Here is an 18,543-nt window from a genome sequence, read left to right as displayed (position 1 = left end):
GACCGAGTATCACCCCGGCCACCGACAGATCAGCTGGGCAGCACCGGGACGACGCTGTCACCGGTCAGGCCGGGCACCTCGCGCCAGAAGCGGTCGTTGCGGGCCGGGTCGGCGGTCTGCAGTTGCAGCACGGCCCTGGAGTCGGCGACGTACTGGGTCGCGGCCGCCGCGGTCACCACGCGCACCGGCGGGGTGAGGTTCTGCGAGGTCACCGGGCTGAACTGGGAACCGTCGATGGAGACGGTGAAGACCGGATCGACATTGCCCTCCCGCGCGACCATCAGGGTGTCACCGGTGACCCAGCTCAGCGAGACCGCGCGGGTGCTCAGACCGAGCGCCACCGGCACCGGCCTGGTCAGCGCGTATCGGCCGTCGCCGCCGCGTTCGACGACCGCGACGTAGACCTTGCCGTCGGCGATCAGCGCCGCACGCACCCCGGTGCGCGAGACCACCACCTCCGAGATCGGCGGCCGCGGCGCGCCCGAGCCCTCGAACAGCGCCGAGGTGTCGACGTCCTGCACCGAGACATTGCCGGTCGCGCGATCGGTGACCGCCCGGATCACGCGGTCGCCGTCGACCACCGTCCAGGCCGCGCCGCCGTCGGCGGTCCAGGACGGGCGGGCGATGGTGGCGCCCTCGGCGACCCCGAACGCCTTCGCGCCGTAGTTGCCGATCAGCAGGGTCCGGCCAGGCTCCGGCGCCGGTCGGCCGGTGTCGGCGACGGCGGCGACGAACTGCCCGTCGGCGGAGATCCCGACCGACTGCAGATTGGTCGCCTCGCCGAAGGAGCCGCTCGGGGTGACGATGCCGTCCTGGGTCACCTGCACCAGGGTGCCGTTGCGCAGTGCGTGCAGCCCGATCCGGTTCTGACCGGGCGCCGACGCGCTGAACTGGTCGAGGTCGGCGACCGACCAGCCGTTGGCGGCGTACCGGTCGTCGAGGGGCTTGCCGTCGGCGAGCAGCACGTACGGGCCGAGGATGTCGGCGCCGGCCAGGGTCATCACGACCTGCGCGGCGAGCAGCTCGCGTTCGCGCTGGCCGAGATTGCCCGCGCCCGCGAAGTCGATGCGCACCCCGCCGATGCCGATGCCGACCTCGCCCGGTTCGTTGTTGGCCTTGGTGATCGGGCCGCGGACGCTGATCGGCGCGGCCAGCTGATTGCGCACGACGGGCGCGATGGTCGACTGCGGACCGCTGCCGAGCATGGCGACCAGCCGCTCGGTGAGCTGGGCGCGCGGCACCGAGACCCAGCGCGGGTCCGGGACCAGCACCGAACTGGCCGGATCGACGTACTGCAGCACGTAGCGGCGGTAGACCTTCTCGAACGTGCTGGAATCGAAGACGACGCCGTCGGGCAGGTCGGTGATCCGCCACTCGCCGTCGATCTTGCTCATCTCGATCTTGTTCTCGAGCGTCCCCTCGACCGCGCGGTAGCTGCCGTCGCCCGCGAGCTCGCCGACCTTGCGGGCCCGGATCACATAGCTGGCCTTGTCACCGGAGCGCGATTCGCGCAGGGTGTCCGGCCGGTCGACGATCGTGGTGCTCGCCTCGTCGTTCCATTCGGCCGCCGCGTCGGGGGCCATGTACTGCCTGGCCGCCGCGTGCCGGTTGGCCGGATCCGCGCTGGCGGTGAGGAAGTCGCCGACCAGGAGGTCGGGATCGCGGCCGGACTGGGGCGGCGGCGGGCCCTCGGAGGTCGGCGCGCGGTTGATGGTGCCCAGTGCCTGTGGCGCCGAGGACTCCGGCAGGCTGGCGCAACCGCTCAGGACCAGCAGGCCCGCCAGCACGGTCGCCAGCAGGGCTGCGCCACGACCCGCGTTCGTCATGACTGTCGGTCTCCGGTCTCGGTGGACATCGGCTCCTCGTCGTCGGCGTCGGTGGCGGCGGGCCCGGCGGCCCGCGGCTCGGCCGCGCCTGCGGGCTCGGGGGCCTCGGGTGCCGCGGGCTCGACGGTATCGGGTTCGTCGTCCTGGCCGACCTCGGGCAGCGCGGGCACCTTGCGCAGCATGGGTTCCAGCGCGAGCGGGCTCCCGCCCAGTTTGCGCCCGCGCACCATCGGCAGCAGCAGCCGGAAGCTGGCGCCGACGCCGGGATCGCCCCACGCCTCGAGCCTGCCCTCGTGCAGGTTGGCGTCCTCGACGCTGATCGACAGGCCGAGACCGGTACCGCCGGACCGGCGCACCCGCGAGGGGTCCGAGCGCCAGAACCGGTTGAACACCAGTTTCTCCTCGCCCGGCCGCAGGCCGACGCCCTGGTCACGGACCACGGTCGCGACCGCGTTGGCCTCGCTGTCGCCGCGCATCCGGATCAGCACCGGCTTGCCCTCGCTGTGGTCGATGGCGTTGGCGAGCAGATTGCGCAGCACCCGCTCGACACGCCGCGGGTCGACCTCGGCGACGACCGGCTCCTCGGGCAGATCGATGACCAGCTCGACCCCGGCCTCCTTGGCCAGGTGCCGCACCGTGGTGATCGCGGCCCGCGCGCACATCCGCATGTCCAGCGATTCCACCTGCAGCTCGGCGACGCCTGCGTCGTGCCGGGAGATCTCGAGCAGGTCGTTGAGCAGGCCCTCGAAGCGGTCGAGCTCGTTGACCAGCAGTTCGGAGCTGCGGGCCAGCGCCGGATCGAGGTCGTCGCTGGAGCCGTGGATGAGGTCGGCCGCCATCCGGACGGTGGTGAGCGGCGTGCGCAGCTCGTGGCTGACGTCGGAGGTGAACCGGCGCTGCAGATTGCCGAATTCCTCGAGCTGGGTGATCTGGTTGGACAGGCTCTCGGCCATTTCGTTGAACGCCTGCGCGAGCCGGGCCATGTCGTCCTCGCCGCGCACGAGCATGCGTTCCTTGAGCCTGCCGTCGGCGAAGCGGCCCGCGATCCGCGCCGCCGACCGGATCGGCAGCACCACCTGCCTGGTGACCAGCGCCGTGATCGCGGCGAGCAGCACCAGCAGCACGACGCCGCCGATGAGCATCGTGCCGCGCATCAGCGACAGGCTCGACTCCTCGCTGGCCAGCGGGAAGATCAGGTAGATCTCCAGCGTCGCCACCTCGGCGCTCGGGCTGCCGATGATCAGCGCCCTGCCGCGGTAGCCGTCCGGGTCGGCGACGGTGGTGAACTGGTAGGACACCTGGTTGCGCTGCACGAAGCGGCGCAGCTCCTGCGGCACCTCGGAGATGGAACTGGTCGCGATCTCCTGCGGCGGCGTACCGCCGACCATCGCCAGCGCCGAGTCGAAGCTGCCGGCGGCGCCGCTGGACTGCCCGCCGCTGCGGCTCGACAGCGCGGCCCGCGCGTCGGCCAGCTGTTGCTGCTGGCTGGTGGCGTCGTGCACGCCGGAGAGGATGTTCTCGATCGTGCTGCGCGCGCGATCCATCTCCTCGACCGCCGCGTTGATCTTGGCCTCGAGCAGCCGGTCGGTGATCTGACCGGTCAGCACGACGCCGAGGATCGTGATGACGATGAGCGAGAGGGTCAGCGTCGAGACGATGACACGCAGCTGCAGCGACCGGCGCCAGAGATGACCCAGCGCGGTCCCGACGGCCTGGAACCAGGCCATGACGGGATCCGCCCATCGCCGCAACCGCGTGACGAAGGTGTGCGCACGTCCGTCGTGCGCTGGAGGCGCTGACGCTGTACCGGCAGGTCGACCGTCGGTCACAGCGGCGCCTCGCGGGTACCGATCACGGCGGTCCGGCCTTGTAGCCGACACCGCGGACGGTCAGCACGATCTCCGGGTTCTCCGGATCCTTCTCGACCTTGGCGCGTAGTCGCTGCACGTGCACGTTGACCAGCCGGGTGTCGGCGGCGTGCCGGTAGCCCCAGACCTGCTCGAGCAGCACCTCGCGGGTGAACACCTGCCGCGGCTTGCGCGCGAGCGCGACCAGCAGGTCGAACTCCAGCGGGGTGAGCGAGATCTGCGTGCCGCCGCGGGTCACCTTGTGCGCGGGCACGTCGATGACGATGTCGGCGATCGAGAGCAGCTCGGCCGGCTCGTCCTCGGTGCGGCGCAGCCGCGCGCGCACGCGGGCGACGAGCTCCTTGGGCTTGAACGGCTTGACGATGTAATCGTCCGCGCCGGACTCCAGACCGAGCACCACGTCGACCGTGTCGGTCTTGGCGGTGAGCATCACGATCGGGACGCCGGAATCGGCCCGCAGGACCCGGCACACGTCGATGCCGTTCATGCCGGGCAGCATCAGGTCCAGCAACACCAGGTCGGGGCGGATCTCCCGCACCGCCGACAGGGCCTGCGTGCCGTCGCCGACCACGTGCGGGTCGAACCCTTCCCCGCGCAAGACGATGGTCAGCATCTCAGCGAGCGCCATATCGTCGTCGACGACCAGAATCTTGGGCTTCATAGTCCTATGTTGTCATCTCCCAGGCCAGGATCGGGCCGCCACGCCATTAATGGTGTGAACCCGTCGCGTATCCAACCTTATCCGGCAAAGATTTCCGTGCAGAGGGTGAGTAGGGCGGGCCTATCGTCATCGGATCGGTATGTCCACCAGCGACCGAACCAGTCGCGGTCGGCCAGCTCACGATAGACCTCCCCGGTGCGGTGCTGCAGACCGCCGTCGCGCTCGTAGGCGTCCAGGGCGCGGGCGGCGTCGAGTTCACCACGGCGCCGGGCGCGTTCGGCCGCGACCTCGGTGGGGATGTCGATGAGGACGGTGAAGTCGGGCACCGGCAGGGCCAGCCTGCCGAACTCCAGATCGCCCACCCAGGAGACGATTTCACCGTCGGCGTCCTGCTCGGCCCGGGCCGCGGAATACGCGGCGTTGGAGGCGACCCAGCGGTCCAGGATCACGATGTCGTTGGCGTCCAACAGGTTCGACAGCTCGGCGCGCGCGTCGGCGCGGTCGAGGGCGAACATGATCGCCATGGCGCTGATCGAGCCGGCGAGGTCGCCGTGCGCGCCGCGCAGCGCCTCGGCGGCGAGGTCGGCGTGGATCGACCGGCCGTATTGCGGGAAGGCCAGGCTCGCGGCGCGCAGGCCCTTACCGGACAGGTCCTCGATCAGGCCGTCGATGAGCGTGCGCTTGCCGGCGCCGTCGAGTCCTTCCACCGCAAGCAGTACGCCCATGATCGGTGAGATTACCCGGCCCGGAATCAGGGCGGACGCCGGTGTGACCGCGCGGGGCGGGCCGGGCGGCCCAGGTAGGCCCATTGACGCTCTGAGCGGGGCGATATTCGCCGTTTCCGCCATTCCCGGATATGTGAAGTGTTCTCATTCCAGAGTCCCCGGAGCCGGTGCCCGCCCCGGCTTCGGGGGCGCACCACCCCCGGCCCGGCCGGAACCCGCTCGACCCAGGAGTCACCATGCGTCACCGCACCACCCTCCGCGCCGCCGTCGCCGCCGCGGCCCTCGGACTCACCCTCGCCGGGAGCGGCCTCGCCGCCGCCGCGCCCGCCGCCGAACCGATCCGGCACGGCCACCACGCCGGCCTGCTCTCCGGTTCCGCCGAGGCGGGGTCCTCCGCGCTCGGCTCGGCCGCCCGCGGCTCGGCCGAACTCGCCGCCTGCGTGCTGCTCGAGGCCGTCGTCCCGCTGCCGGTCTGCCTGCTGCTCAGCTGAGCGCGACGGGCACGGACCCTGCCACCAGAACTGCGGTCTGGTCCGTGCCCACCGCACCCGACGAGGATTCCGCCATGCACAAGATCGTCCACACCACCGCCGCAACGCTCGCCCTCACCGCCGCCCTGGCCTGCGGCACCGCCACCGCGACCGCCACCGCCGAGACTCCGGTCGCCGGCCCCGCCACCGGATCGTCGGAGGCCTTCAACTCCGTGATGTGCGCCGTCCTCGGCATCAGCAGCCAGCACAACATCTTCTGCACCGGTGTGATCATCGGCTGACGGAGCCAGGCACCGGACCCGAACGCTCTCCCCGAAGGCACACCATGCTCGTTCGCACACTGACCACCTCAACCGCCGCCCTGGCCGCCGTCGCCCTGCTCGGCACGGGCACCGCGACGGCGCAGCAGCCCGCGCCCGCACCGACCACCGCGGTCGCCGACAGCGGCAGCGCGCTGCTCGCCCCGCTGGGTTTCCTCGCCGGACTGCTCGACGCGGTCCGGTGCGGCTCGTCGTGCGGCGCCGGCGCGACCGCGCACGCCGCCGACATCGCCAGCGGCTCCGACGCCGTCATGCCGCTGTTCAACGACCTGGTCATGTCCGGCTCGGGACAGGCCGTGATCACCGGGAGCAACGCGCTCGGCGCGGCGACCGGCTCGTCCGACCTGTTCGGCGCCCTGTTGTGCGGCGCCCTGACGGCCAGCGCGGACGGCCGTCCGACGATCTGCACCACCAGCCCCGTCGGCTGAACGTCCCCCGACAACGGAACTGTACGGGCCTTCCACGTCCACGCCGTCGGCGAAGGCGCCAGTAGCACACAGGGTCAGAAGTGAGTGCGTTTCACATCCCCCGGCTTTTCGGGTCTGGAGTCCGATGTGACCGCGCGGCATCGTGTGCGCATATCGCACCAGCACCGCCGAAGGACCGCCGATGTTCCGCACGTTCACCATCTCCCTCGCAGCTTTGGCCGCCACCACCGTGCTCACGGCGGGCCCCGCGCTCGCCGAAGGGGTCGACAGCGGCTCCGCCTCCGCGACCGGGTCCTCCACCATCGGATGGGCGCTGCTGTGCGGTGTGACTTCGATCAGCTCCGGATCCGACAGCAACCCCTGGTGCACCGGCCCGAACCCCGGCGCCACCGGCACGGCCATCGCGCTGCCATCGCCGGACGTCGTCGCCGGCTCGTTCTCCCCCGAGACCGGAAGCGCCGCCACCGACGGCACGGTCACCGCGATCGACCTCCCGCTCGGCTCGGCCCAGGACGGGATGGTCATCGTCAACCAGATTCTCGCGGCGCTGATCGCGAACACCGGGACCAGTGCGGGCTCGGCGGCACTGTCCGACCCGCTCACCGGTTCGGCGTGCGCGCTCGGCCTCGGCAGCGGCGGGCTCGGTCCGAGCCGGCCCGATCCCTGCTCGAACTGATCGGACCCGCCAACGGAAACCGGCCCAGCGACATGGGAAGTCGCTGGGCCGGTTCGCGTTTCGCGAGCTAGTAGCGGTAGTGGTCCGGCTTGTACGGGCCCTCCACGTCCACGCCGATGTACTCGGCCTGGTCCTTGGTGAGCTTGGTCAGCGTGCCGCCGAGGGCCTCGACGTGGATGCGCGCGACCTTCTCGTCCAGGTGCTTGGGCAGGCGGTAGACCTCGTTGTCGTACTCCTCCGGCTTGGTCCACAGCTCGATCTGCGCGATGACCTGGTTGGAGAAGCTGTTCGACATCACGAACGAGGGGTGGCCGGTGGCGTTGCCCAGGTTCAGCAGACGACCCTCCGACAGCACGATGATCGACTTGCCGGAATCGAAGGTCCACAGGTCGACCTGCGGCTTGATCTCGAGCCGGGTCGCGCCCGAACGCTCCAGCGCGGCCATATCGATCTCGTTGTCGAAGTGACCGATGTTGCCGAGGATGGCCTGGTCCTTCATCGCCTTCATGTGCTCGAGGGTGATGATGTCCTTGTTGCCCGTCGAGGTGATGACGATGTCGGCCTGACCGATCGCCTGCTCGACGGTGACCACGTCGTAGCCGTCCATCAGCGCCTGCAGCGCGTTGATCGGGTCGATCTCGGTGACCTGCACGCGCGCGCCCTGGCCCGCCAGCGACTCCGCGCAGCCCTTGCCGACATCGCCGTAACCGCAGATCAGCACCTTCTTGCCGCCGATGAGCACGTCGGTGCCGCGGTTGATGCCGTCGATGAGCGAGTGGCGGGTGCCGTACTTGTTGTCGAACTTCGACTTGGTGACCGAGTCGTTGACGTTGATCGCCGGGAACACCAGCTCACCCGCGGCGGCGAACTGGTACAGCCGCAGCACGCCGGTGGTGGTCTCCTCGGTGACGCCCTTGACCGACTCGGCGATGGCGCTCCACTTGCCCTTGTCGGTCTCGAACCGCTCACGCAGCAGATTCAGGAAGACCGTGTACTCGGCCGAGTGCTCCTCGTCGGCGGGCGGGACCACGCCGGCCTTCTCGAACTGCGCGCCGCGCAGCACGAGCATGGTGGCGTCGCCACCGTCGTCGAGGATCATGTTGGCCGGCTCGCCGGGCCAGGTGAGCATCTGCTCGGCCGCCCACCAGTACTCCTCCAGCGTCTCGCCCTTCCAGGCGAAGACCGGGGTGCCCTTGGGCTCGTCGACGGTGCCGTTGGGCCCGACGACGATCGCCGCGGCGGCGTGATCCTGGGTGGAGAAGATGTTGCAGGACGCCCAGCGCACCTGCGCGCCGAGAGCGACCAGCGTTTCGATCAGGACAGCGGTCTGCACGGTCATGTGCAGCGAACCGGAGATGCGCGCGCCCTTCAGGGGCTGCACATCGTGGTATTCGCGGCGCAGCGCCATCAGGCCGGGCATCTCGTGCTCGGCGAGGCGGATCTCCTTGCGGCCGAATTCGGCCAGCGAGAGATCTGCCACCTTGTAATCGATGCCGTTGCGGACGTCAGCGGTGAGCTCGGTGCGCGCGGGAAGTTCTGAGGTCGTCATCAGCCTCTCCTGGTAGTCAGTACCGAGGCAAGGCTACCGCCTGTCGGCGCGCTCGTTCCCCGGTCCGTCGCCGGGTGCGCTCAGGCCGTGGCGCGGTATCGGGCCAGCAAACGGCGCGGCTTGGCGGGGGCGCGGTTGGCCAGGGTCAGATCACCGCCGTAGTGGGCGGCCACCTTCGGGTCCATCACCGCGCGCCACAGAGGCGGGACGGCGGCGAGCAGCAGCATCGTGGCGTAGCCGGCGGGCAGCTGCGGCGATTCGCTGCTGCTGCGCAGGGTCTGATAGCGGCGGCCCGGGTTGGCGTGATGGTCGCTGTGGCGCTGCAGGTGGAACAGGAAGATGTTGGTGACCAGGCGATCACTGTTCCAGCTGTCGCGCGGGGAGCAGCGGGCCCACCGACCGTTGGGCTTGCGCGCGCGCAGCAGCCCGTAGTGCTCGACGTAGTTGACGGCCTCGAGCAGACCGATCCCGACCAGGGCCTGCAACGCCAGCCACGGCAGGATCGCGGGCCCGAACACCGCGACCAGCGAACCGAAGAGCACCGCGCTCATGGCCCATGCCTGCAGGATGTTGTTCTGCCTGCACCACCAGCCGCGGCCCTGCCTGGCCAGGCGCACGCGCTCGAGTTGCAGCGCCGACCGGAAGCCACCGAACACACTGCGCGGCAAGAACTCCCACAGCGATTCGCCCAGCCGCGCACTGGCCGGGTCCTCCGGTGTGGCGACGCGGGCGTGGTGGCCGCGATTGTGCTCGACGAAGAAGTGCCCGTACCCCGACTGGGCGAGCGCGACCTTCGACAGCAATCTTTCAGCACGCTCCACCCGGTGGCCCAGTTCGTGGGCGGCGTTGATGCCGATCCCGCTCACGAAGCCGACCGTGGCCGCCAGGCCGAGCTTGTCGATCACGTCGAGTTCGTCGCCCGCCCACATGGCGCAGGCGATGACGAGGCCGATCAGCTGGATCGGCAGGAACAGGTAGGTGCACCAGCGGTAGTAGCGATCGTTGGACAGCGCCTCGTAGTCCTCGTCGCGCGGGTTGTTGCCGTCCTCGCCGACGATCCAGTCCAGCACGGGAATGGCGATGAGCACGATCGCGGGACCGATCCACCAGAACACTTCGGCGCCGGTCCGGTACACGAGCTGGGAGGGCAGGAGCGCGCACGCCGGCGCGATCAACCCTAGAGCCCAGAGATACCGCTTGGGATCGCGAAATCCCCCCGGTTTGCCAACCGCTTGCACACCCGCTCCGCTGTAAAAAGACCAATCGCCGACCGATGTGAATACTGACAGACCCCGGGCGCGTTACACAGCGCCAATTCGGCAAACGTGGTGATGGTTACACGCGGGCGATTCAGGCCGTCTCAGGCGCCGGAGTGACCGGCGTCACCCACGGGTGTCCTGATGCCGCGTACCTGCACGATCGCCTCGACGTACGGGCTGAGCAGAGCGCTCATCTCCGCGGGCGCGTCCCGCTCGGGGACGGGCGGGTTGGGGATGTAGCTCAGCGCGATCCGCACCAGCGCGTGCGCGAGGACATCGGCCTCGGAATCGGTCGCGTCGACCCAGCTGTGCTGGAACACATCGGCCAGCCGGGCGGTGGCGTGCTCGAGCAACGGCCCCGCGTCGAGGGTGATCAGGCGCAGCAGGTCCGGCTTCATCTCCCCCGCCAGCAGCGAGCGCACCAGTGGGTCGGCCGCGGCGGCGAAGAAGAAGCCGGTCATGCCGACCCGGATGGCGGCGCGCGCGTCGCCGACGTTGTCGTCGAGCGCCTCGCGGACGTGATCGACGAGTTCGTCGGCCAGGCGCAGCGCGTAGGCCTGGGAGAGCCCGGCGCGCGAGCCGAACTCGTTGTAGAGCGTCTGCCTGCTGACCCCGGCGCGCGCGGCGACGTCACCGAGGGTGATCTTGGACCAGTCCCGCTCGGTGAGCAGCTCGCGCATCCCGTCCAGGACCGAGCTGCGCAGCAGTTCCCGCGCGGCCTCCTGGTACGGGATGCGCGCTCCCGCGCGCGGCGTGCCCGCCACGCTCACGAACGTTCGATCTCGACCATGAAGAAGTCCGATTTCGCGGCACCGCAGTCGGGGCAGGTCCAATCGTCGGGGATGTCCTCCCACCTGGTGCCCGGGGCGATGTTGTCGTCGGGCCAGCCCTGCGCCTCGTCGTACTCGAAACCGCACTGCACACACTGGTAGAGCTTGTACTCGGTCACCGCGATACTCCTACCGCCTCGAAGTCGATCTTCTCCCGCACCCCGCAGTCCGGGCAGCACCAGTCGTCGGGAACCGACGCCCACGGGGTGCCCGCCGGAAAACCTTCGCGCGGGGCTCCTTTCGTCTCGTCGTAGACATAATCACAGACTGGGCAACGAAACGCACTCATGCCGGATCTCCCTGCTGGCCGTAGCGCGCGAGGACCTTCTCCCGGCGCTTGGGTTCGATATTGGCCCGGGTGACATCACCCGAATAGTGCGCGAGCACGCGCTTATCCATGACCTTGCGCCAGATCGGCGGGAAGTAGGCGATCAGGATCATGCTGGCGTAGCCGCTCGGCAGGTTCGGCGCGCCGTCCCAGCTGCGCAGCGTCTGGTATCGCCGGGTCGGGTACGCGTGGTGGTCGCTGTGTCGCTGCAGGTGGTACAGGAAGATGTTGGTGACCAGATGGTCGCTGTTCCAGCTGTGCTCGGGCGCGGGCCGCTCGTAGCGCCCCGACGGGGTCTTCTGCCGCACCAGCCCGTAGTGCTCGAGGTAGTTCACCGACTCCAGCAGGCTGAATCCGATGACGGCCTGCAGGATCAGATACGGCAGCACCTCGATGCCGAAGGCGAGGATCAGACCCAGCCACAGCACCACCGACATCGCCCACGCGTTGAGCACGTCGTTGCGCAGCGTCCACGGGCCCTTGTCCAGGCGGTGCAGCCGCTCCCTCTCCAGATGCCAGGCGGAGCGGAGGCTGCCGACGACGGTGCGCGGCCAGAAGGCCCAGAAGGTTTCGCCGATGCGGGCGCTGGCCGGATCCTCGGGGGTGGCGACGCGGACGTGGTGGCCGCGGTTGTGCTCGATGTAGAAGTGCCCGTAGAACGACTGCGCCAGCGCGATGCGGGCCAGCCAGCGTTCCAGGTCGACCTTCTTGTGTCCGAGTTCGTGCGCGGTGTTGATGCCGATGCCACCGATCATGCCGACGCTGATCGCGATGCCGATCTTGTCGATCACGTTCGCGCCGCCGGGGAAGCCCAGCCAGTGCAGATTGTCGGCGGTGATGATGTAGCAGGCGAAGATCAGCGAGGCGTACTGGAACGGCAGGTACAGATAGGTCAGATACCGGTAGTACTTGTCGTTCTCCAGGTACTCCATGACCTCGTCGGGCGGATTGTTGCCGTCGGGACCGAAGAACAGGTCGGCCAGCGGGATGACCAGATACACCAGCACCGGCCCGAGCCAGAACGGCACCTCGGCCAGCCGGTGCCAACCGAGCTGGTTGAGACCCCAGATCAGTGGGATCGCGATCGTGAACAGCCCGGTCGGGGCGAACAGGCCCCACAGCCAGAGATAGCGCTTGGTGTCGCGCCACTGCGGGGGCGCCACCCGCTGTTCGGACGCGTTGGCATCTGTAGACATCGTCGTCTCCATCCTGCGGCACAGATCACACCTGTGATGTGCGTAACTCTCTGTCACAGACGATAGGTCCCGATCTGTCCGCCGTCTAGACAAATCGGCCGATTTGTAAAGCTGCAATCGCCCGGTAACGGAACAGCGACCGCGCCCACCTGGGGGCGGTCGCTGTCTTCGCAGGTCACAGATCTATTGCAAGAGCCCTTTACGGCGGCAGCAGGACATCGGCGCCAGCCGGTAGCTCGTCGACCCGCCACCACCGCAGATCCGCCGATTCGGCGCTGCGCACCGGCACCGCGCCCGCGGGCGCGATCACCTCGAACAACAGGTCGAGGTGCCGCGTCGGAACGCCGAGCGAGCAGGTGATCGGATGGGCCTGCGCGCCGAAGAGACCGGGCGTCAGCCGCAGGTCGGGAATGCCGGACTCCTCGACCGCCTCCCGAAGCGCGGCATCGGCGACCGTCTCGTCCGACGGCTCGCAGTGACCGCCGAGCTGGATCCAGCGACCGACCCGAGGGTGCAGCGTCAGCAGCACCTCACGCCGATCGTGCGAGAGCACGATCGCAGACGCCGTGATGTGGCCCGGCGCGTGCTCGCGCAGGCAACCGCGCGGCGCGGAGCCGAGAAAGGCGAGCATCGCCTCACGCAACGAGCTGTCCTGCCCCGCTTCCGGTTTCCACTCGGTGAGCAGGGCGGTCGCCGAGGCGTGCAGCGACTCCGCGCTCACAGTTCCACCAGCCCGGCACCGGGGGCGCCGACCGCGCGCGGCGCCGGCTCCTCGAGCGGATGACCGATCGCGATGGCGCCCAACGGCATCCAATCACCGTCGAGGCCGAGCGCCTCCCGGGTGACCTCGGGGGCGAAGATCGTCGACCCGATCCAGCAGCTGCCGAGCCCGTCGGCGGCCAGCGCCACGAGCAGACCCTGCACGGCGGCGCCGACCGCGACGGTGAACATCGTCTGCTCGGCGGCCTGACGGCGGGCGTCCGGATAGTCGTGCGCGCCATCGGGAACGCAGAACGGGATGACGACCTCGGGCGCGTCGAACAGGATGCGCCCGCGCGCGACCCGGCGCTCCACCCGCTCCGGCGCGAGACCGTCGGCGGTGAGATCGGCCCGCCACTTCGCGGCCATCGCCTCGAGCAGACGCGCGCGCAGCTCCGGCGTGCGCAGCCAGACGAAGCGCACCGGGCGGGTGTGATGCGGGGCGGGCGCGGTGAGCCCGGCCGCGATCGCCGCCCTGATCCGCTCCGGGGCCACCGGCTCGCCGGCGAACGCGCGCACGGAACGCCGCAGCGGCACAGCCTCTTTGCGGCCCCGCTCGATGGCCTCGGCGGTGCCGAGCCAGAACAGGTCGTCGACGCCGCCGCGCAGCAGCGCCGCCGCGCTCGACCCGTCGTCGTCGGTACGCAGGCCGCGCACCACCGCGACCGGGACGCCGCCGAGCTTGCCCTTGACCAGATCGGCGGCGGCGGCGAGCTCGTCGGCCACGGCCACCTGGGTGACGTGCAGTTCGTTGCCCTGCCCGTCGACCGCGCCCGCGTAGTCGTGCAGCACCCGCAGGCCCGCCGCGCCGATGGCCGCGTCGATCTGGCCGTTGCGCCAGGCTCGGCCCATCGTGTCGGTGATGACGACGGCGACGTTCACCCCGAGCCGCTGCGCCAGCGCGCCGCGCAGCGCCTTGGCGCTGGCGTCGGGATCGGTGGGCAGCAGCACGAGTTCGCCCTCGGCCACGTTGGAGCCGTCCACGCCGGAGGCGGCCTGCACGATGCCGAGCCGGTTCTCGGTGATCAGGGTGCGGCCCTTGCGGGCGAGCACCCGCACGGCCTCGTCGTCGACGAGCTTGCGGCGCGCGGTGTCGCGCTCGTCGGGGTCGGTCGGCGCGGTGACGATGCGGCCCTCGGCCTTGGAGACGATCTTGCTCGTCACCACCACCACGTCACCGTCGGCCAGCCACGGCGCCTGGGCCGCAAGGTGTTCGGCGATGTCGTCACCGGGCCGGAACTCCGGCAGCCCGGTCACCGGCAGGATCCGCAGCTCGCCTGCCGCGTGGTCGGGCAGCGCTGTCACGGTTTCACCCCCGCCAGTTCCAGTGCCGCGCGGGCCATTTCGGCCGTGGCTTCCGGGTCGGACATGAGCAGCGGCACGCTGCGCACCTCGACACCGGGGACCTCGGCGGTATCGGTGGAGTGCACCAGCCAGCCGTCGAGGATGCCGGTGGCCGAGCGCGCGCCGTAGTGGCGCCCGATCGCCTCGGCGGTGGATTCGACGCCGATCACCGACAGGCATTCATCGGCCATGCCCCGCAACGGTTTTCCGTCGATCACCGGCGAGAGCCCGATGACCTTGGCCTCGGTGGTGCGCAGCGCGCCCCTGATCCCGGGCACCGCGAGGATCGCGCCGATGCTCACGACGGGGTTCGACGGGGCCAACAGCACCGCGTCGGCCGAGGCTATGATTTCGGTCACATCGGGGGCCGGGGAGGCTTGTTCCGCCCCGATCGAGGCAAATCCGTGAGTCGGCAGCGCCGCGCGGTACCGCACCCACCATTCCTGGAAATGGATCGCGCGACGTTCGCCGGCGTTGTCGGGATCGCTGACGACGACGTGGGTTTCACAACGGTCGTCGGTTGCCGGGATCAAACGGACACCCGGCTGCCACCGATTGCACAGCGCCTCGGTGACCGCGGACAGCGGATATCCGGCGCGCAGCATCTCGGTGCGGATGAGATGGGTGGCGATGTCGCGATCGCCCAGGCCGAACCAATCGGGCTGGGCGTTGTATTTCGCCAGCTCCTCTTTCGCGTGCCAGGTCTCGTTCGCGTGGCCCCAGCCGCGCTCGGGGTCGATGCCACCACCGAGGGTGTACATGCAGGTGTCGAGGTCGGGACAGATCCGCAGACCGTGCATCCAGACGTCGTCGCCGACGTTGACGATGGCGGAGATGTCGGCGTCGGGCAGCAGCCGCCTGACGCCCTGGAGGAACCGCGCACCGCCGACGCCGCCGACCAGAACGGCGATCTCGGGCTTGCGCACCGCGTGTTGTGCAGTCACAGGGTCACAGCCTATGCGGTGCGGGTGGCCGACTTGTTCCGCGGCGAATTCCGGCAAAGTTGCTGGTCATTTGCCACAGCACATAACAAGATCAAAACGAAAGGCGGGTCGCGAGTGTAACGGAAGGGTGACGGCGGGTTGACCACCGGCGCGTGCGGCGTGTCTAATCACAGACATGTCATTCCGGTCACCGCGAGAAGACATGGCGCGGGGGCGTTTGCGAGAGCGAGTTGGCTCGCCGGAAGACAGGTTCGGGGAAGCCCGCGAGACTACGTCGCGGTGTTTTGCTGCCGGGGTCTGTGTCGGCCGCCCGGCGGAAAGAATCATTCTGCGCTAACACATAGTGAGGAGGCGGAACGATGACCGAAGACATGGTCTCGCCGACCGATTCCACAGCAGGCGCAGCTCACGCTGTCTGCGCCGATATGAGCTGGCCGGAACCGGACGTGGCGAACGAGGTCGCGGCTCCCCGGCTGAGTCTGGTCGTGCCGGGCTTCGACGAAATGTTCGACTCCATCGAAGAGCAGTGGCAGGAACGTGCACTGTGCGCCCAGACAGACCCCGAGGCGTTCTTCCCCGAGAAGGGCGGCTCGACCCGTGAGGCCAAGCGCATCTGCTTGGGCTGCGAGGTACGTGACCAGTGCTTGGAGTACGCGCTGGCGCACGACGAACGATTCGGCATCTGGGGCGGTCTCTCCGAACGGGAGCGTCGCAGGCTGAAGCGTGGAATCGGCTGAGAGAATGTTCGAAAGTAGACTCTGAGGCTCCAGCCCGGAGCACGCAGGCGCAGTACGTCGGTGCTTCGGGCGAACGCCCAGGGTCGCGCCGTCTACCGGCTCGACGGGCACGATGCAGTGCAGGCGAGAGAGGTGGACGAGTTCCATGGCACGTTCCCGGCGTCATCCCCCGGCACCCACCGCGCGCTCGGTGACCCGCCGCGGCCGTGGTGTCCGCGGACCCATGCTCCCGCCCACCGTTCCCGCGTGGCGAACGAGGGGCCAGAAATTCGATCGGCTCGTGCTGGAGGCCTTCGCGCCCCTGGACACCCGGTGGCACGACCGGCTCACCAAGCTCGACATCGCCGTCGACGATGTTCCGAAAATCCGTCCGCTGCACCCTGATTCGGTCACCTGGCCGGACGAGGTGGTGGCCGACGGGCCGGTGCCGCTGTCGCGGCTGATCCCCGCGGGTGTCGACCGGCACGGCGCGGCCACCCGCGCCAGGGTGGTGCTGTTCCGGAAACCGCTGGAATTGCGCGCCGCCGATCCGGACGATCTCGTCGAATTGTTGCGCGAGGTTCTGGTCCAGCAGATCGCCACCTATCTCGGCGTCGACCCCGATCTGATCGATCCGGAACCCGAATAAGGGCGTGTCCGTATCCACTTTTGCGATACGGACGGCTAATCTCGACGTCGTGATCCCCATGCGTCGTTGCTGCCGACCCGGCTGCAAGAACCCGGCTGTAGCGACGCTGACGTATGTGTACTCCGACTCGACCGCCGTCGTCGGACCGCTGGCCACCGTCGCCGAACCGCATTCCTGGGATCTGTGCGAAACCCACGCCTGCCGCATCACCGCCCCCAAGGGCTGGGAACTGGTGCGCCACGAAGGCGGGTTCTCCTCGAGCACCCCGGACGACGACGATCTGACCGCACTGGCCGAGGCCGTCCGCGAGGCGGGCCTGCGCCGCCGCCCCGCCGACGCCGACCAGCCCGGCTACCGCGACGCCACACCACCGCCGCCGCGCACCACCCGCACCGGCCGGCGCGGTCACCTGCGCGTCCTGCCCGACCCGTAGGGGCCCGGGACCTGCCGAAAGCGGTCCAGCTCCCGGACTCGTACGGCCTGAGTACGCGGCGAGGCGGACCAGCTAGGGTTATCTCCCATGACGACTGTCGCGCGCTCTGGCGAACTCGTGAACGCCGTGATCAAGGCTTATGACGTCCGCGGGGTGGTGGGCGAACAGATCGACGCGGGGTTCGTCAAAGACGTGGGCGCCTCGTTCGCCCGGCTGATGCGCGCGGAGGGCGCGAGCCGGGTCGTGATCGGCCACGACATGCGTGAGTCCTCCCCCGAGCTGGCCGAGGCCTTCGCCCATGGCGTCCGCGCCCAGGGCCTCGACGTGGTGCACATCGGCCTGGCCTCCACCGACCAGCTCTACTTCGCCTCCGGCAAGCTCGGCTGTCCGGGCGCCATGTTCACCGCCAGCCACAACCCCGCCCGCTACAACGGCATCAAGCTGTGCCGCGCGAACGCGCTGCCCGTCGGGCAGGACACCGGCCTGGCGACCATCTCGGCCGAGATCGTCGATGGCGTCCCCGCCTACGACGGCACGCCCGGCGCCGCGGCCACCGTCGACCTGCTGGCCGACTACGCGAACTTCCTGCGCGAGCTGGTGAACCTGGACGAGATCCGCCCGCTGACCATCGCGGTCGATGCGGGCAACGGCATGGGCGGCCACACCGTCCCCGCCGTGCTCGGCACGCTCGGCCCGATCACCATCGTGCCGCTCTACTTCGAGCTCGACGGCTCGTTCCCCAACCACGAGGCCAACCCGCTCGATCCGAAGAACCTGGTCGACCTGCAGGAGCTGGTGCGCCGCAGCGGCGCCGACATCGGCCTCGCCTTCGACGGCGACGCCGACCGCTGCTTCGTCGTGGACGAGCGCGGCGAGCCGGTCTCCCCCTCGGCGATCACGGCGCTGGTGGCCCAGCGCGAGCTGGCCAAGGAGCCGGGCGCCACCGTCATCCACAACCTGATCACCTCGCGCGCGGTGCCCGAGCTGGTCGAGGAGCTCGGGGGCAAGCCGGTGCGCACCAGGGTCGGCCACTCGTTCATCAAGCAGGAGATGGCGGCGACCGGCGCGGTGTTCGGCGGCGAGCACTCCGCGCACTACTACTTCCGCGATTTCTGGGGCGCCGATTCGGGCATGCTGGCCGCGCTGCACGTGCTGGCCGCGCTCGGCGAGGGTCAGCGTCCGGTCTCGGAGCTGATGGCCGCCTACGACGTCTACGCGGCCTCCGGCGAGATCAACTCGACCGTGGCCGACGCCGCCGAGCGCACCGACGCCGTGCTGGCCGCCTTCGCCGACCGGACCGTCTCGGTGGATCGCCTCGACGGCGTCACCGTGGATCTGGGCGAGCACGCCTGGTTCAATCTGCGTGCCTCGAATACCGAACCGCTGCTTCGGCTCAACGTCGAAGCCGGATCGCAGGCCGAAGTAAACACACTCGTGACTGAGATCCTCGCCATCGTCCGCGCCTGACTGGAATAGTGGAATCACAGACCTTGTATTCGCCGACAGATCGGCAGACGACACAGCGCGATGAGGGGAGGTGG

Annotated in this window: 21 protein-coding genes; 8 read left to right on the top strand and 13 right to left on the bottom strand. The window is 69.6% G+C overall.

The genetic code is table 11. The annotated features are described in order from the left end of the window. Window positions 1–29: 29 nt before the first annotated feature. The 4 genes from lpqB to AB0H56_RS05045 all read right to left on the bottom strand — a co-directional run bounded on the left by lpqB (window position 30) and on the right by AB0H56_RS05045 (window position 5,080). Window positions 30–1,826, bottom strand: a complete 1,797-nt coding sequence (gene lpqB, locus AB0H56_RS05060) for an MtrAB system accessory lipoprotein LpqB (RefSeq protein ID WP_357157299.1) — start codon at window positions 1,824–1,826, stop codon at window positions 30–32. After that, window positions 1,823–3,553, bottom strand: coding sequence for an MtrAB system histidine kinase MtrB (gene mtrB, locus AB0H56_RS05055; RefSeq protein WP_357157296.1), 1,731 nt, complete (start codon window positions 3,551–3,553; stop codon window positions 1,823–1,825). Before mtrB ends, lpqB begins: the two co-directional genes overlap by 4 nt. 124 nt (window positions 3,554–3,677) lie before the next feature. Further along, entirely contained in the window at window positions 3,678–4,355 is a 678-nt protein-coding gene (gene mtrA / locus AB0H56_RS05050) for an MtrAB system response regulator MtrA (RefSeq protein ID WP_067491393.1), read from the bottom strand. A 77-nt stretch (window positions 4,356–4,432) separates the two neighbouring features. Then, window positions 4,433–5,080 carry a dTMP kinase gene (locus AB0H56_RS05045; protein ID WP_357157293.1) on the bottom strand — a complete coding sequence of 216 codons (648 nt, stop codon included), beginning with the start codon at window positions 5,078–5,080 and terminating at the stop codon, window positions 4,433–4,435. A 236-nt stretch (window positions 5,081–5,316) separates the two neighbouring features. On the opposite strand from AB0H56_RS05045, the gene AB0H56_RS05040 reads away from it, so the two are divergent. The 4 genes from AB0H56_RS05040 to AB0H56_RS05025 all read left to right on the top strand — a co-directional run bounded on the left by AB0H56_RS05040 (window position 5,317) and on the right by AB0H56_RS05025 (window position 6,995). After that, window positions 5,317–5,571: a hypothetical protein gene (locus AB0H56_RS05040; RefSeq protein ID WP_357157290.1), complete on the top strand. Its 255-nt coding sequence runs from the start codon at window positions 5,317–5,319 to the stop codon at window positions 5,569–5,571. A 44-nt stretch (window positions 5,572–5,615) separates the two neighbouring features. Next, on the top strand, window positions 5,616–5,852 hold the full coding sequence (locus AB0H56_RS05035; RefSeq protein ID WP_357157287.1) for a hypothetical protein: 237 nt from the start codon (window positions 5,616–5,618) through the stop codon (window positions 5,850–5,852). 44 nt (window positions 5,853–5,896) lie between these two features. Continuing rightward, on the top strand, window positions 5,897–6,319 hold the full coding sequence (locus AB0H56_RS05030) for a hypothetical protein (protein ID WP_357157284.1): 423 nt from the start codon (window positions 5,897–5,899) through the stop codon (window positions 6,317–6,319). Window positions 6,320–6,500: 181 nt separating this feature from the next. After that, window positions 6,501–6,995, top strand: a complete 495-nt coding sequence (locus AB0H56_RS05025; protein WP_357157281.1) for a hypothetical protein — start codon at window positions 6,501–6,503, stop codon at window positions 6,993–6,995. 67 nt (window positions 6,996–7,062) lie between these two features. On the opposite strand, the gene ahcY is transcribed toward AB0H56_RS05025, so the two are convergent. The 9 genes from ahcY to cofD form a co-directional block, all read right to left on the bottom strand. Next, a complete protein-coding gene (ahcY, locus tag AB0H56_RS05020) occupies window positions 7,063–8,544 on the bottom strand; it encodes an adenosylhomocysteinase (RefSeq protein WP_280339785.1) in 1,482 nt (493 codons plus the stop codon). Between the two features lie 80 nt (window positions 8,545–8,624). Beyond that, window positions 8,625–9,719, bottom strand: a complete 1,095-nt coding sequence (locus tag AB0H56_RS05015; RefSeq protein ID WP_357157278.1) for an alkane 1-monooxygenase — start codon at window positions 9,717–9,719, stop codon at window positions 8,625–8,627. Window positions 9,720–9,904: 185 nt separating this feature from the next. Then, window positions 9,905–10,573, bottom strand: coding sequence for a TetR family transcriptional regulator (locus tag AB0H56_RS05010; protein ID WP_357157275.1), 669 nt, complete (start codon window positions 10,571–10,573; stop codon window positions 9,905–9,907). Continuing rightward, window positions 10,570–10,752, bottom strand: coding sequence for a rubredoxin (locus AB0H56_RS05005; RefSeq protein WP_280339781.1), 183 nt, complete (start codon window positions 10,750–10,752; stop codon window positions 10,570–10,572). Before AB0H56_RS05005 ends, AB0H56_RS05010 begins: the two co-directional genes overlap by 4 nt. Beyond that, window positions 10,749–10,922 (bottom strand): rubredoxin, encoded by a 174-nt coding sequence (locus AB0H56_RS05000; RefSeq protein WP_110036493.1) that lies wholly within the window; start codon window positions 10,920–10,922, stop codon window positions 10,749–10,751. Before AB0H56_RS05000 ends, AB0H56_RS05005 begins: the two co-directional genes overlap by 4 nt. Beyond that, entirely contained in the window at window positions 10,919–12,157 is a 1,239-nt protein-coding gene (locus AB0H56_RS04995) for an alkane 1-monooxygenase (RefSeq protein ID WP_357157271.1), read from the bottom strand. The genes AB0H56_RS05000 and AB0H56_RS04995 overlap by 4 nt, the downstream gene beginning before the upstream one ends. A gap of 199 nt (window positions 12,158–12,356) precedes the next feature. Next, window positions 12,357–12,878, bottom strand: a complete 522-nt coding sequence (locus tag AB0H56_RS04990; protein ID WP_357157268.1) for an NUDIX domain-containing protein — start codon at window positions 12,876–12,878, stop codon at window positions 12,357–12,359. Further along, window positions 12,875–14,221, bottom strand: coding sequence for a coenzyme F420-0:L-glutamate ligase (locus AB0H56_RS04985; protein WP_357157266.1), 1,347 nt, complete (start codon window positions 14,219–14,221; stop codon window positions 12,875–12,877). Before AB0H56_RS04985 ends, AB0H56_RS04990 begins: the two co-directional genes overlap by 4 nt. After that, a complete protein-coding gene (gene cofD / locus AB0H56_RS04980; RefSeq protein WP_357157263.1) occupies window positions 14,218–15,204 on the bottom strand; it encodes a 2-phospho-L-lactate transferase in 987 nt (328 codons plus the stop codon). The genes AB0H56_RS04985 and cofD overlap by 4 nt, the downstream gene beginning before the upstream one ends. Window positions 15,205–15,707: 503 nt before the next feature. Here cofD and AB0H56_RS04975 point away from each other — a divergent pair. The 4 genes from AB0H56_RS04975 (at window position 15,708) to AB0H56_RS04960 (ending at window position 18,469) form a co-directional block, all read left to right on the top strand. Then, window positions 15,708–15,941 carry a WhiB family transcriptional regulator gene (locus AB0H56_RS04975; protein ID WP_167456194.1) on the top strand — a complete coding sequence of 78 codons (234 nt, stop codon included), beginning with the start codon at window positions 15,708–15,710 and terminating at the stop codon, window positions 15,939–15,941. A 145-nt stretch (window positions 15,942–16,086) separates the two neighbouring features. After that, window positions 16,087–16,569, top strand: a complete 483-nt coding sequence (locus AB0H56_RS04970) for a metallopeptidase family protein (RefSeq protein WP_208643915.1) — start codon at window positions 16,087–16,089, stop codon at window positions 16,567–16,569. 49 nt (window positions 16,570–16,618) lie between these two features. Continuing rightward, window positions 16,619–17,002, top strand: a complete 384-nt coding sequence (locus tag AB0H56_RS04965; RefSeq protein ID WP_233000430.1) for a DUF3499 domain-containing protein — start codon at window positions 16,619–16,621, stop codon at window positions 17,000–17,002. Between the two features lie 87 nt (window positions 17,003–17,089). Further along, window positions 17,090–18,469, top strand: coding sequence for a phosphomannomutase/phosphoglucomutase (locus AB0H56_RS04960; protein ID WP_357157259.1), 1,380 nt, complete (start codon window positions 17,090–17,092; stop codon window positions 18,467–18,469). Window positions 18,470–18,543: the final 74 nt, after the last annotated feature.

Origin of the sequence: Nocardia sp. NPDC050717 (genome assembly GCF_040654275.1) — a bacterium.
In the GTDB taxonomy this organism is placed as follows: domain Bacteria; phylum Actinomycetota; class Actinomycetes; order Mycobacteriales; family Mycobacteriaceae; genus Nocardia.
The sequence above is the reverse complement of the archived record's forward strand: the minus strand, read 5'-3'. Positions and strand labels throughout refer to the sequence as shown.